This is a genomic window from Nonomuraea endophytica (assembly GCF_014203235.1).
GTDB lineage: Bacteria > Actinomycetota > Actinomycetes > Streptosporangiales > Streptosporangiaceae > Nonomuraea > Nonomuraea endophytica.
In genome coordinates, this window is the sequence record NZ_JACHIN010000007.1 from 505287 (window position 1) to 518084 (window position 12798).

At 71.5% G+C, this 12798-nt stretch carries 11 protein-coding genes; 5 read left to right on the forward strand and 6 right to left on the reverse strand.

Annotated elements, in window-relative coordinates:
* Positions 1-7: 7 nt before the first annotated feature.
* Entirely contained in the window at positions 8-1633 is a 1626-nt protein-coding gene (locus tag HNR40_RS27460; protein ID WP_184966173.1) for a TIGR04028 family ABC transporter substrate-binding protein, read from the reverse strand.
* A gap of 85 nt (positions 1634-1718) precedes the next feature.
* On the opposite strand from HNR40_RS27460, the gene HNR40_RS27465 reads away from it, so the two are divergent.
* The 3 genes from HNR40_RS27465 (at position 1719) to HNR40_RS27475 (ending at position 3993) form a co-directional block, all read left to right on the forward strand.
* Positions 1719-2672, forward strand: a complete 954-nt coding sequence (locus tag HNR40_RS27465) for a hydroxyacid dehydrogenase (RefSeq protein WP_184966175.1) — start codon at positions 1719-1721, stop codon at positions 2670-2672.
* A gap of 118 nt (positions 2673-2790) precedes the next feature.
* Positions 2791-3543: an alpha/beta fold hydrolase gene (locus tag HNR40_RS27470; RefSeq protein WP_184966177.1), complete on the forward strand. Its 753-nt coding sequence runs from the start codon at positions 2791-2793 to the stop codon at positions 3541-3543.
* A gap of 45 nt (positions 3544-3588) precedes the next feature.
* The gene (locus tag HNR40_RS27475; RefSeq protein ID WP_184966179.1) at positions 3589-3993 is read left to right on the forward strand and encodes an SRPBCC family protein; all 405 of its coding nucleotides are present in this window, start codon (positions 3589-3591) and stop codon (positions 3991-3993) included.
* 8 nt (positions 3994-4001) lie between these two features.
* On the opposite strand, the gene HNR40_RS27480 is transcribed toward HNR40_RS27475, so the two are convergent.
* A complete protein-coding gene (locus HNR40_RS27480; RefSeq protein ID WP_184966181.1) occupies positions 4002-5249 on the reverse strand; it encodes a hypothetical protein in 1248 nt (415 codons plus the stop codon).
* 112 nt (positions 5250-5361) lie between these two features.
* Here HNR40_RS27480 and HNR40_RS27485 point away from each other — a divergent pair, with 112 nt between their 5' ends.
* Positions 5362-5763, forward strand: coding sequence for a DUF7144 family membrane protein (locus HNR40_RS27485; RefSeq protein WP_184966184.1), 402 nt, complete (start codon positions 5362-5364; stop codon positions 5761-5763).
* A 30-nt stretch (positions 5764-5793) separates the two neighbouring features.
* On the opposite strand, the gene HNR40_RS27490 is transcribed toward HNR40_RS27485, so the two are convergent.
* The 4 genes from HNR40_RS27490 to HNR40_RS27505 all read right to left on the reverse strand — a co-directional run bounded on the left by HNR40_RS27490 (position 5794) and on the right by HNR40_RS27505 (position 9721).
* On the reverse strand, positions 5794-6288 hold the full coding sequence (locus HNR40_RS27490; RefSeq protein ID WP_184966186.1) for a beta-class carbonic anhydrase: 495 nt from the start codon (positions 6286-6288) through the stop codon (positions 5794-5796).
* 53 nt (positions 6289-6341) lie between these two features.
* Entirely contained in the window at positions 6342-7823 is a 1482-nt protein-coding gene (locus HNR40_RS27495; RefSeq protein ID WP_184966188.1) for an alpha/beta fold hydrolase, read from the reverse strand.
* Positions 7824-8106: 283 nt separating this feature from the next.
* Entirely contained in the window at positions 8107-9063 is a 957-nt protein-coding gene (locus tag HNR40_RS27500; RefSeq protein ID WP_184966190.1) for an aldo/keto reductase, read from the reverse strand.
* Positions 9064-9097: 34 nt separating this feature from the next.
* The gene (locus tag HNR40_RS27505; protein WP_312896526.1) at positions 9098-9721 is read right to left on the reverse strand and encodes a serine hydrolase domain-containing protein; all 624 of its coding nucleotides are present in this window, start codon (positions 9719-9721) and stop codon (positions 9098-9100) included.
* Positions 9722-9762: 41 nt separating this feature from the next.
* Between HNR40_RS27505 and HNR40_RS27510 the strand changes: the two genes are divergently transcribed.
* Complete coding sequence (locus HNR40_RS27510; protein WP_184966194.1) at positions 9763-12798, forward strand: AfsR/SARP family transcriptional regulator; 3036 nt, start codon at positions 9763-9765, stop codon at positions 12796-12798.

Consider the following 12798-nt stretch of genomic DNA (forward strand, 5'->3'; position numbering starts at 1 on the left):
TGTTGAGTCATTTATTGAGCCAGACCGAGTAGAAGCTGGGCCGGGCCACCGCCTCGAAGGCCACCCCCTGGACGTACGGCGCCACGCCGTACACCTGGGGCTCCTCGAACAGCGGGATGGCGTAGCCCTGCTCGATCAGGTACCTCTGGATCTCGCCCACCTTGGCGTTGCGGCGGCCGACGTCGGCCAGCGCCGACTGCTCCTCCAGCAGCGTGTCGAGCTTCTTGTCCGTGGACAGGATCACGTCGCGGTTCTTGCTGTGGAACTGGCTCTTGATCACGTCCTGGTCGGCGCGGCCGACCATGCTGTGCGAGACGGCGGTCTTCTCCGCGTCCTTGATGTCCACGGCCATCGTGCCGGCGTCGGCGGGGCGGATCTCCAGCTTGATCCCGAGCTTGCCCCACTGCTGGGCGACCAGTTCCAGCGTCTGCTTCGACAGCGGCTGCGGCCCCGCGACGAAGACGCCGAGCTGAAGCTTGACGCCGCCCTTCTCCCTGGTGCCGTCGGCGCCGCGCGTCCAGCCCGCCTCGTCGAGCAGCTTGTTGGCCCCGTCGAGGTCGTAGACCAGCTCCTTCGACAGGTCCACGTAGCCCTGGGCCAGGTGGCTGAGCACTGAGGTGGCCTGCGGGTAGTTCTCGGTGAAGAGCGTGTCCACGACCTCCTTGGCGTTCGTGCCCTTCTGCAGGGCCTTGCGGACCTTGACGTCCTTCAGGATGCTGTTGCCCGGGCGCAGGTAGAGGCCGTTGTTGACGCCGCGGGTCGGCTCGGCCTTGACGGTGAAGCCGGCCCCCTTGACCGTCTGCTCGTCGTAGGCCTGCACGTAACGCACGTAGTCGGCCTGCCCCGAGGTCAGCGCGCCGACGCGCACGTTGTCCTCAGGAGTCACGATGATCTTGATCAGGTCGAGGTACGCGCGGCCCTGGTGCTTGGAGGACGGCGGCGCCCAGTTGTAGTCCTTGCGGGCCTGGAGGTCGATCTCCTTGTCCACGATCTGCTTGGCCAGCGTGAACGGCCCCGAGCCGATCACGTTCTTGAGCTGGCACTGCTCCTCGTACGGCAGGCCGATCGTCTTCTTCGACACCAGCCCGGCGCCGATCACCGAGGTGCCCTGCAGGAAGCCGGGCGAGGGCTTGTCGAAGAAGAACTTCACCGTCTTCTGGTCGACGACCTCGGAACGCTCGTAGTTGTTGACGAACTCGGCCGGAGGCAGCTTCAGCTTCTCGTCGCCCTTGCCGTACACGTCGAAGTTGGCCGCGACCGCGGCGGCGTCGAGCGGGCTGCCGTCGCTGAAGGTCACGCCGTCGCGCAGGTGGAAGGTGTACTCGGTGGCGTCGTCGTTCACCTGCCACTTGGTGGCGATCCACGGCTCGATCTTCAGGGTCTCGGGGTTCTGCCAGGTCAGCTTGTCGGTGATCTGGTTGAGCACGCCGCCGTTGGGATAGAACCCGGCCGCCGGCAGATAAAGGCACGTGGGCGGCTGGTGTTCCAGGTAGGTGAGCGTGCCGCCGTACACGGGCTTGCCGTCGGCGGCTTTGGCTCCCGCGGCCGATCCGGTGCCGCCTCCACAGGAGCTCAGCAGCCCTACGACGGCGAGCATGGCGACGCTGAAGACCGCAGGTCTGGTTGAGGACATGGAATGACGACCCTTCACTTCTGGGGACTTACGCGACAAAACCCTAATACCTACCAGAAAAGTAGGCAAATGCAGGATCTTCGGTGTGCTGTCCGCGGCCTTCGTGCTCGACCCTCAGGCCTTCCCCGACGTCTACGCACCCGTCCTCGACCGCATCCGTTCTCAGGCCGACATCGTGTACGGCCCCGCCGCCCACCCCGCCCCCACCCAGGCCGACGTGCTCTGCACCAGCTGGGGCGCCCCGGTGCTCGACCGGGCCCTGCTGGAGGCGATGCCCCGCCTCAAGCTCGTCCTCTACGCCGCCGGATCGGTCCGCAAGATCGTCACCCCGGAGTTCTGGGACCGCGGCATCCCCCTCGTCTCCGCCTACACCGCCAACGCCGTCCCCGTCGCCGACTTCACCTACGCGCAGATCGTCTACGCGCTGAAGGGCGGCTGGCGCTACGTCCTGAACGCCCGCGCCACCAGGTCGCCACTCCCCCGCACACCCCAGCCCGGCCTGTACGGCTCCCGCGTCGGCCTCGTCTCGCTGGGCGCGATCGGCCGATTGGTCGCGGACCGGCTCCGGGCGCTGCGCCTGGAGGTGATCGCCTATGACCCGTCAGCCGGCTACGAGGGGGTGCGGATGGCCGGGCTGGACGAGGTGTTCGCCACGAGCGACGTGGTCAGCGTGCACACGCCGCTGCTGCCGGAGACGCGCGGGCTGGTCGGCCGGTCGCTGCTGGCGTCCATGAAGCCGGGGGCGACGCTGCTCAACACCGCCAGGGGCGCCGTCCTTGACCAGATCGCGCTGCTGGAGGTGCTGGCCGAGCGGCCCGACCTGTTCGCCGTCCTGGACGTGACCGACCCCGAGCCGCCCGTGCCGGGCTCGCCGCTGTTCACGCTGCCCAACGTCGTGGTGACCCCGCACATCGCGGGCAGCCTCGGGGCCGAACGCGGACTGCTGGGCGAACTGGTCGCCGCGGAACTCGAACGCTTCGCCACCGGCCAACCGCTCCGGCACGCCCTGACCCGAGAAGCCGCCGCCCGCCTCGCCTGACCCACCACCCTCACCCCGAAACCACGACAAGCGGGCGAAGGGCCTTGTCGCGCGCACGGGAGTGGTGGGGTGGGGGAAGAAGCGCGCGGGGGGTGGGTGGGGCGCGCAGACTGGGGGCATGGAGCTTCCGTGGTCGGAGTCGGGCGCCGGTGAACCGCTGGTCGTGTTGCGGTGGTTCACGCCCGAGCACTCCGCCAAGCCCGCCACCGGCGAACGCCCCGTCCTGAACGCGCTGGGCAAGCACTTCCGGGTCCACGCCGTGAACCGCGCGCCCGGCATGCCCGAGGGCACCACCATGGCCGGCATCGCCGAGCAGCACGCCGAGGCCATCGGCAGGCGGTTCGGCGGGCCGGTGGACGTGCTGGGCATGTCCTCTGGCGGCTCACTGGCCCTGCAACTGGCCGCCGACCATCCCGAGGCGGTGCGCCGCGTGGTGGTGGCCGGAGCCGCGTACACGCTGACGCCGCGCACCCGGCTGGCCCAGCGCCGCTACACCGAGGCCGTCGCGGCGGGCCGCCGGGGCGCCCACTATCTGGCTCCGCTGGCCGGGTCCAACCCGCTGACCAGGGCGTTCTTCACCGCGCTGATGTGGCTGGCCGACCCGGCGATCCGGCCGGCCGACCCGCGTGACATGCTGCGGTTCGCCCAGGCGGAGGACTCCTTCGACCTGCGCGACCGGCTGCCGGAGATCGAGGTTCCCGCCCTGGTCGTCGGCGGGGAGCGTGATCTGGCCTACACGCCGGAGCTGTTCCGGGAGACCGCGGACGGCCTGCCGTACGGGAAGCTTCTGATCTATCCCGGAGCCAGCCACCTAGGGACGTTCCGCCACAAGCGGTTTGCGGCCGACGTCGTCGGGTTTCTTCGCCCTTAAGCCCGCGGGAAGGGGACCGTAAGGGCGGCGGCGCACCGTGGGGCCATGCAGTACTCCATCGAACGCACGCTCGCCGCCTCCCCCGACCAGGTGTACGCCGCCTGGACCACGCCCAGGTGCTTCGCCCGCTGGTTCGGTCCCCGGATCTTCACCACGCTCGCCGACCGGGTCCTCCTCGACGCGCGCCCCGGCGGCGTGTGGGAGGTCACGCTGGTCGGCGAGCACGGCTTCGAGACCACGCTGGGCGGCGTCTACCACGAGGCCCGCGCCCCCGCCAGGCTCGTCTTCACCTCCGGCGACGCGGTCGTGACCGTGACGCTGGCCGGGGACGGAAACGGCACCGCGCTGCGCTTCCAGCACCGGGGCGACGGCCAGGAGCACGTCAGGGCCGCTTGGCTGGAGTCCCTGGACCGCCTCGGCGAACACCTATCAGGCGCTCGACTCAGGTAGCGCCGCGTTCATGGATCTCGTGCCAGCAACTGGACCACGCCCAGGAGCAGCAGGGTCGCGACGGTGATCCCGAACACCACCGCGCCGGTCGGGCGGTCCCAGAAGACGAAGACCAGGGCGGCCAGCGCCACCAGCCCGGCCCGCGCCACCGTGGCGTTGCGGGCCAGCCAGGCCCCGAACCGGCCGGTGTTCAGCCGGGAACCGGCCACGCCGATGGCCCGCTTCAGCGCGGACCGGGTCCTGACGGCGGTCGCGGACGGGCCGGTGAAGAACGCGGCGGCGGCGATCACCAGGCCCAGCACCAGCACCGTGCGCAGCCCGCCTCTGAGGAAGCGGGCCAGCGTGTCGAACAGGTCGGCCGCGGCCGCCTGGTCCAGCCCGTGCCGGGCGACCGACCCGAGGGAGGCGGCGCGGAAGGCGGCCAGGGCGGCGGCCAGCACCAGCATGCCGGCCATCAGCCCGATCCCCACCCCGGCCAGGGCGCGGCGGCGGCTCTTGGCGACGTAGACGCCGAGGGCGAGCAGGATCAGCGCCAGTACCGGCAACGCCCACCTGAGCGTGATCAGCCAGCTGTACCAGCGCTGCCAGGTGACCAGCGCGGCCGAGTCGAACAGCTCGATCGTGGGATGGAGTTCGGGGATGGAGGCGGCCAGGCCGAGGCCGGAGGCGACCAGCTTCTGCTTGACCCGGTCGATGATCGGGCCGAGGTCGAGGCTGACGGCGCCGCCGTTCACCTTGAGGAGCTGACTGCCCTCGCCGGACAGCACCGCGACGAGTTGCTTGTGGGCGGCCCGGTTGGCCTGCACCCACACGGTCTGGAACGTGTCGCTCGCGATGACCTGGCCGACCTTGTCGCGTACGAAGCCCTGGACGCCGTCGGCCATCGGCCCGGAGAGCCCTTTGAGCTTGTCCCCGACGCGCGGCGGGAGCCTGCCGGCGATCTGGCCCACGATCGCCTGGACGTCGAGTGCCCGCATGACCTCGCCGGTGACCCGGTTGGCGGCGGCGTTCCGGATGGCCGGGTCACCGGCCAGCGGCGTCACGTTCTCGACGTAGCGTTCGGTGTCCGAGACCTCGTTGGCGGCCCAGAACCCGACGCCGGCCAGCGGGACGAGCACGCAGCCGAGCGTGATCAGCACCGCGGAGACGACCGCGCGCCACCTTCCCCCGCCGGTACGGCCCCGCAGCTCGGCGACCTCGTCCCGCAGCCGCACCAGCTCCGCCCGCACGTCGGCGTCCAGCGGCTCCTCGGACATGCGCACCCCCTCGTTCAGAGAGGAATGCCCGCTCGGCGGCCATCGGGCGGCAAATTCTCGGCCCGCATCCGGCAAGGGCCTGTCGCGCCCCCTCCCACGGGGGCACGTCCACATGATGAACGCTTACTACACGGAACCCGCCGGCCGCTCGGGCTGGCTCGGGTTCGCCGGAATGCTGGGCGTCATCCTCGGCTTCTTTCACGTGATCCAGGGGATCATCGCCTTCTTCCGCCAGGAGTACTATCTGACCTCCGGCGGGCAGCTCCTGGTCCTCGACTACACGACCTGGGGCTGGATCTGGCTGATACTCGGGCTGGTCCAGGTGGCGGTGGCGCTCGGCATCCTGGCCGGGAAGATCTGGGCCAGGTGGCTGGGCGCCATCTTCGCCGCGCTGGCCATGATCGGCCAGTTCGCCTTCCTCAGCGCCTACCCGGTCTACTCGGTGATCAGCATCGCGCTCTGCGTGCTGGTGATCTACGGGCTGATCGCCGCGCCGCGGCAGGCGACGGGCTGAGCGCCGGAGGCGAGCCCCCGGCGCCCTCCATCAGGCCTTCACCTCGCGGAGCCGGCCGGTCTCCACCTCGTAGACGAAGCCGCGTACCTCATCGCGGTGCGGGATGAAGGGGTCGGCCTTCACCCGCGCCACCGACTGGGCGACGTCGCCTTCCAGGTCGGAGAACGCCTCCGCCGACCAGTCCGGCTTGATGCCGGTCTCGGCCCTGATGGCCTCCTTGAACGCGTCGTCGGTGAAGGTCAGCATGCCGCAGTCGGTGTGGTGGATGAGGATGATCTCAGTGGTGCCCAGCAGCCGCTGGCTGATGGCGAGGCTGCGCCGTTCGTCCGCGGTGATGACGCCACCGGCGTTGCGGATGACGTGCGCGTCGCCCTCCCGCAGGCCGAGCAGGCCGTAGACGTTGAGCCGCGCGTCCATGCAGGCGACGACGGCGATGCCTTTCGCGGGCGGGAGCGGCAGCTCACCCTTGTCGAACGTGGCGGCGTACCGGTCGGCGTTGGCGAGCAGTTCGTCGGTGACGCTCATCGCACTACCTCCCAGGGGTCGGGCCTCTCAAATTACCCTCATTCCCTACACAATCAATAGGGCTTGTTCACTTTGAGTGGCGGGATCTTCGCCAGGCACGAGGTGTCCCCGAGCCGCTCGTCCCTGATGAACCCGCTGACCAGGCCAACGGCGCACCCCGAGGCGTCCATCTCGGCGACGTGCCCGGTGTTCGGGACCGACAGGAACCGCGCCCTGGGGAACTGGGCCGCGCTCAGCCTGCTGTTCTCCGCCGCCGTGTTGTTGTCCAGGTCGCCGGAGACCACCAGCGTGGGCACGTCGGGGAGCCTGCCGCTCAGCGCGTACGGCCGCGCCGTGCCCTCCTTCGGCCACCCGATGCACACCTCGCCGCCGTCGGGGATGCTGTAGGCGTAGCCCTCGCGGCTGAAGGCGCCGAACCCACGGGGGTCGGCCCGCTGGAGCGCCCGCTCGAACTGCCGCCACCGCTGTCCGATCGGCGCGTCCGCCGACCACGGCCGCGTGTAGTCGTTGCAGACCACCGCGATGGTCAGGCCCATGTCCGGGATGTCCTGGTCGGCGGTCTGCTGGAAGAGCGCGGTCATCGCGGTGATCAGCGGTCCGGTGTCGCCCCTGGCCGCCCGGTGCAGGTGCGCGGGCATCGTGCCGATCAGCGAGACCTCGTCGGGGCTGCCGCCCAGGCCGCCGCTGGCGGTGAACGTGAGGATCTGGGCCAGGACGCTCTCGGTCAGCTTCACCGTCTGAGGCCGTCCGCCGACCGTGATCGTGAGGTCGACCGGCCGCGCGCGCAGCACTGCGGCCACCTTGCGCAGATCGCGTACGGCCGCGCCGCCGTCACAGGCGCCGCTGCGCTCGCAGATCCGGCGCAGGCTGAGCGAGATCGCCCGAGCACTGGGGCCGCCGAAGGGGTCGAAGGTGACCGGGTAGGCGCCCGACAGGATGATCGAGCGCACGGTGCCCGGGTGGCGTTCGGCGTAGATCGGCATCAGGTAGGTGCCGTAGGAGATGCCGTACAGGACGACCTTGCCGAGGCCGAGCTTCCCCCGGACCGCGTTGAAGTCGTCGGCCGTGGCGGCGGAGGTGTATCCGGCGGCGCGCGGGCCGAGCGTGGCGCCGCACCGGTCCACGATGCGCCGCTGCTCGGCCCGGCCGGCCCACAGGAAGCCGTCGGTGCCGCAGGCCACCGGACCGGAGTGGCCGGTGCCGCGCGGGTCGATCAGCAGGAGGTCGTGGTCGGGGCCCAGGGAGCCGAGCAGCATGGAGAACCAGCCGGCCAGGTCGATGGGCGCGCCGCCCGGCCCGCCCGGGTTGACCATGACGGTGTTCTTGGCTGGGGCGGCCTCGTTCTCGCGGCGCACCAGCGCGTAGGCCACCTCGACGACGCCCAGGTCCGGCCTGCCGGCGACCAGCGGGCGCGGCTCGGTGCCGCACTCCACCCGCCGGCCCGGCACCGCCGGACACCAGGGCGGCGCGCCGGGCTCGGGGGTGTGCGGGGCCTTGGACGCGGTGTCCAGGCCAGACGGCAGCGGAAAGGGCACGGGCGCCACCGGGAAGGGCACGGGCGCCGCTGGGTAGGGCCGGGCCTGCTGCGTACCCGGGACGGGCTGCGTACTCGGGACGGGAGGCGGCGGTGTGGGGACGATCGGTGAGAACCCCACGGCCGCCGCTAAAACCACGGAAATCAACGACATACGGCAAGCCTGGTGGAGCCGCGATCAGCCCACCACCGCCGCAGGTCTCATCCTCCTAGTACGGCCGCGCCAGGGTCCGGCTCATCCTCAGGTGCCAGGCCCGGCGGCGGGAAATCCTCCCTGAGAGCCGTCACGCGTGCCCGCTCACAGCGTGCGGCCGGTAGGGCGCCTCCAGCGCGGCGACCTCGTCCGCGCTCAGCGAGACGTCGACGGCGGCGATCGCGTCCTCCAGTTGGGCGAGCTTGGTGGTGCCGACGATGGGCGCGGTGACGCCCGGCCGGCCGAGCAGCCACGCGAGCGCGACCCTGGCCGGGGGCAGGCCCTTGGCCTCGGCCACCGACCTGACCACGTCGACCACGGCCAGGTCGCTCTCGTCGTACAGCTCGTCGGCGTAGGCGTCGCTGCCCGAGCGGACCGTCTCGCCGGAGCGGGCCAGCAGTCCGCGGGCCAGCGGGCTCCACGGGATGACGCCCACGCCCTGGTCGAGGCAGAGGGGCAGCATTTCGCGCTCCTCCTCGCGGTAGACCAGGTTGTAGTGGTTCTGCATGGAGACGAACTTCGTCCACCCGTTCTTCTCGGCCACGTGCTGGGCCTTGGCGAACTGCCAGGCGTACATGCTGGAGGCGCCGAGGTAGCGGGCCCGGCCCGACCTGACCACGTCGTGCAGCGCCTCCATCGTCTCCTCGATCGGCGTCTCGGGGTCCCAGCGGTGGATCTGGTAGAGGTCCACGTGGTCCACGCCGAGCCGGTCGAGTGAGGCGTCGATCGCGCCGAGCACGTGCTTGCGCGACAGCCCTCGGTCGTTGGGCCCCTCGCCCATGGGGAAGTAGACCTTGGTGGCCAGCACGTAGTCGTCGCGCTTGGCGAAGGTCTTCTTCAGCAGCGTGCCGGTGATCTCCTCGCTGGCGCCGGCCGAGTACATGTCGGCGGTGTCGAAGAAGGTGATCCCCGCCTCGGCCGCACGCCGGACGATCGGCTCCGCCGCGTCCTCGCCGAGCTGCCAGGCCCGCGAGTAGCCGAAGCTCATCATGCCCAGGCAGACGCGCGAGACCTTCAGTCCCGAGGACCCCAGCCGGGTGTATTCCATGCCAACCCCTCCACGCTCGATCAGGTCATTCACGTTACCCGGCGATCGCCTCCCGCTCCTGGTCGATGATCTTCTGCATGTCCCGCAGGTCGTCGTTCCACTCGGTGTCGAGGTAGATGGCCCAGCTCGTCGAGCCGCCGGCGATGCCGCCGCCTCCCCCGATGAAGCCGCGGGCCGAGTTCGAGCCCTTCACGCCGAGCGTGCCGCCCTTGTCGAGGTTGCGCACGCCGTCGATGCGGGAGCCGTCCTCCTGCAGCATGTACGGGTGCGCGATGCGCTCGTCGTCCAGCCATTGGGGCCTGGTGTAGTAGGCCGAGTGCTTCATCCCGGCGGGCAGGAAGACGTGCTCGCGCATGTACTCGTGGAACGGCATGCCGGAGACCGCGGCCACGATCTGGCCGAGGACGGTGTAGCCGGTGCTGGCGTACTCCTTCTTGGTGCCGGGGACGAAGCGCAGCTTCTGCTCGCGGACCTGCTTGCGGGCCTCCGCCTCGGCCTCCTCGACGCTGTTGAAGATCCGGGTGTCGGGGCCGGTGTCGGTCGGGTCGGACATGCCGCCGGTGTGGGTGAGCATCTGGTGCACGGTGACCGCGCCGACGTCGGGACTCCGGGGTTTCGATGGTGCCGCCGATACCACTGGAACGCCTGCTAACTCCACGTAAGAGCGGGCATGTCGTCCAGCGCCTTAGGGTGCTTCGTATGCGTTTTGGAGTACTGGGACCGCTGACCGTCTGGACGGACGCCGGAGAGGTCGTCTCGATTCCGGGGTTGAAGGTGCGTGCCCTGCTCGCCGACCTGCTGGCCCACGACGGCCGGGTGGTGTCCACGGACCGGCTCGTGGACGACCTGTGGGGCGACGACGCGCCCGCCAACTCGGCCGCGGCGCTGCAGGTGCGGGTCTCCCAGCTGCGCAAGGCGCTGGAGGACGCCGAGCCAGGCGGCAAGAACCTGATCGTCTCGCGGGCGCCCGGCTACCAGCTGCAGGTCTCGCCGGATGCGGTGGACGCGCTGCGTTTCGCCCGGCTGGCCGGTGAAGGACGGCTGGCCGAGGCGCTGGAGCTGTGGCGCGGCTCGCCGTACGCCGACTTCTCCGACATGGAGTTCACCCGCGCGCCGATCACGAAGCTCGAGGAGCAGCGGCTGACCGCCGTCGAAGAGCTCGCGGAGGTACGGCTGGCCGCCGGCGAGCCGGTCGACGTGGCCGAACTGGTGGCCGAGCACCCGCTGCGCGAGCGGCTGCGTGCCGTGCACATGACAGCCCTGTATCGGGCGGGACGGCAGAGCGACGCGCTGGCCACCTACGGCGAGCTGCGCGAACGCCTGGCCGACGAGCTGGGCCTCGACCCGTCCCCCGAGCTGGCCGACCTGCAGGCGCGTATCCTGCGCCAGGACCCGGGTCTCAGCGGCCCGGACCGGCGCCCGCTCACCAACCTGCCCGCCACCGTCGACGACCTCATCGGCCGCGACCAGGCCGTGGCCGAGGTACGCGAGCTGCTCGACACGAGCCGGCTGGTCACGCTCACCGGCTCCGGCGGCGTCGGCAAGACCCGCCTGTCCATCGCCACGGCCGCCCAGCTGACCTTCCCGGACGGGGCGTGGCTGGTCGAGCTGGCCGCCTACGACCGCGACACCGCCTCGCTGGCCGACGCCGTGCTGGCGGCGCTGGACATCCGCGACAGCGCCGGGCCCGGCGACGCGCTCGACCGGCTGGCCGACACGTTGCGCGCGCGGCGCATGCTGCTCGTCCTGGACAACTGCGAGCACGTCATCGACCAGGCGGCGAAGCTGGCCGAGTCGCTGCTGCGGGCCGCGCCGGGGCTGCGGATCCTGGCGACCAGCCGGGAGCCGCTGAGCGTGGCCGGCGAGACGCTGTGGAGCGTGCCGCCGCTGGGGCTGCCCGAGGAGGAGGGGCTCGACGCGGTGGCGGGCTCCGACGCGGTACGCCTGTTCATGGCCAGGGCCACCGCGTCGGCGCGCGGGTTCGTGCTCGACGAGTCCACGGCGGCGGCCGTGGCGCAGCTGTGCCGGCGGCTCGACGGGCTGCCGCTGGCGCTGGAGCTGGCGGCCACCCGGGTGCGTTCGCTCGGCATCCACGAGCTGGTGGCGCGGCTGGACGACCGGTTCCGGGTGCTGTCCGGATGGCAGCGCGGGGTCTCCGACCGGCAGCAGACGCTCATGGGGATGATCGACTGGAGCTGGACCCTGCTCACCGACGACGAGCGGGTGGTGCTGCGGCGGCTGGCCGTACACGCGGACGGGTGCACGCTGGAGGCGGCCGAGGAGGTGTGCGGCGACGGCGGGCTCGACGTGATGGAGCTGCTCGCGCGGCTGGTCGACCGGTCGCTGGTGACCGTGGTGGAGGGGCCGTCCGGGGTGCGGTACCGGCTGCTGGAGTCGGTCGCCGCCTACTGCCGCCGCCGTCTGGACGACGCCGGGGAGATCGATCGGGTACGGCGGGCGTACGTGGCCTACTACACCTCGCTCGCCGAGCGGGCGGAGGGTCACCTGCGCGGCGCGGAGCAGGTGCGCTGGATGCGCGACCTGGACGCCGAGGCCGCGAACCTGCGCGGCGCCCTCGACTCCGCACCCGCCCCCGAGGCGTTGCGGCTGGTGAACGCGTTGTCCTGGCACTGGTACCTGCGCGGCCGCCTGCACGAGGCACTCCGCTCCCTCGACCTCGCGCTGTCGGGTTCTGACCTGCCGGACGGGGTCGAGGTGGAGAAGGCGCGGGCCTGGCGGGCCGGGTTCGCGTTGCTGCTGGGCGAGAGCGTGGACTGGGAGGCGGCGCTGGAGATCGCCGACCCGGCCGTGCGGGCGCGGGCGGAGCTGTTCGTGCAGTACGGGGTGACCGACATGCCGACCGCGACCGCCGTCGTGGACCGGGCGCTGGCGGCCTGCCGCGAGCTCGGCGACCGGTGGGGCGTCGCGGTGGCGCTGAGCCGGCAGTCGCGCGACGCCTTCACCCTGCGCGAACTGGACAAGCTCGACCGGGTCGGCCACGAGAGCAGGCGGCTGTTCACCGAGCTCGGCGACCGGTGGGGAGTGTTGCAGGCCAACGAGTGGCTGGGCGGCCTGGAGGAGATCCGCGGCGACTACGACGCGGCCGTCCGGATCTTCACCGAGGACGCCGGAGTGGCCGAGGAACTGGGCCTGTGGCCGGACAAGGTACGCCGCCTGTCGTGGCTGGGCTGGATCGCCACCTACCGGCGCGACTACGACCGCGGGATCGAGACCTGTCTGGAGGCGCTCCGCCTGGCCGACGGCCAGGGCTACAAGGAGGGCACGATCTTCGCCAGGATGGGCCTGTGCATCGCGGCCCGGCGCTCGGGACGGCTGGAGCTGGCCGAGGAGCACATCGCCGCCATGCTGCGGGGGGTGCCGCGCGGCCCGGACGTCGATCCGCTGCTGTTCATGCCGACCGTGCTGAACGAGCTCGGTCATGTCCGGCAGCTGCAGGGCAGGGAGCCGGAGGCCCGCGAGCTGTTCCGGGAGTCGCTGGTGGCCTCCAGGAAGATCGGCGACCCGCGGACGATCGCGGGCACGATGGAGGCGCTGGCCACGGTGGCCGAGCCCGAGGAGGCCGCCCGCCTGCTGGGCACGGCCGCCGCCGCCCGCGCCGCCCACGGCACCCCGGCCTCCCCCGACGAGATCGACGACATCGCCCGCGCGACGGACCGGGCCAAGGCCGCCCTGGGCGAGGCGGCCTTCGCCGCCGCGTACACGAGCGCCCCGTGA

Coding starts and splice junctions, on each gene's coding strand:
- HNR40_RS27460 (WP_184966173.1), bottom strand. CDS start 1,633: ATGTCCTCAACCAGACCTGCGGTCTTCAGCGTCGCCATGCTCGCCGTC.
- HNR40_RS27470 (WP_184966177.1), top strand. CDS start 2,791: ATGGAGCTTCCGTGGTCGGAGTCGGGCGCCGGTGAACCGCTGGTCGTG.
- HNR40_RS27475 (WP_184966179.1), top strand. CDS start 3,589: ATGCAGTACTCCATCGAACGCACGCTCGCCGCCTCCCCCGACCAGGTG.
- HNR40_RS27480 (WP_184966181.1), bottom strand. CDS start 5,249: ATGTCCGAGGAGCCGCTGGACGCCGACGTGCGGGCGGAGCTGGTGCGG.
- HNR40_RS27485 (WP_184966184.1), top strand. CDS start 5,362: ATGATGAACGCTTACTACACGGAACCCGCCGGCCGCTCGGGCTGGCTC.
- HNR40_RS27490 (WP_184966186.1), bottom strand. CDS start 6,288: ATGAGCGTCACCGACGAACTGCTCGCCAACGCCGACCGGTACGCCGCC.
- HNR40_RS27500 (WP_184966190.1), bottom strand. CDS start 9,063: ATGGAATACACCCGGCTGGGGTCCTCGGGACTGAAGGTCTCGCGCGTC.
- HNR40_RS27510 (WP_184966194.1), top strand. CDS start 9,763: ATGCGTTTTGGAGTACTGGGACCGCTGACCGTCTGGACGGACGCCGGA.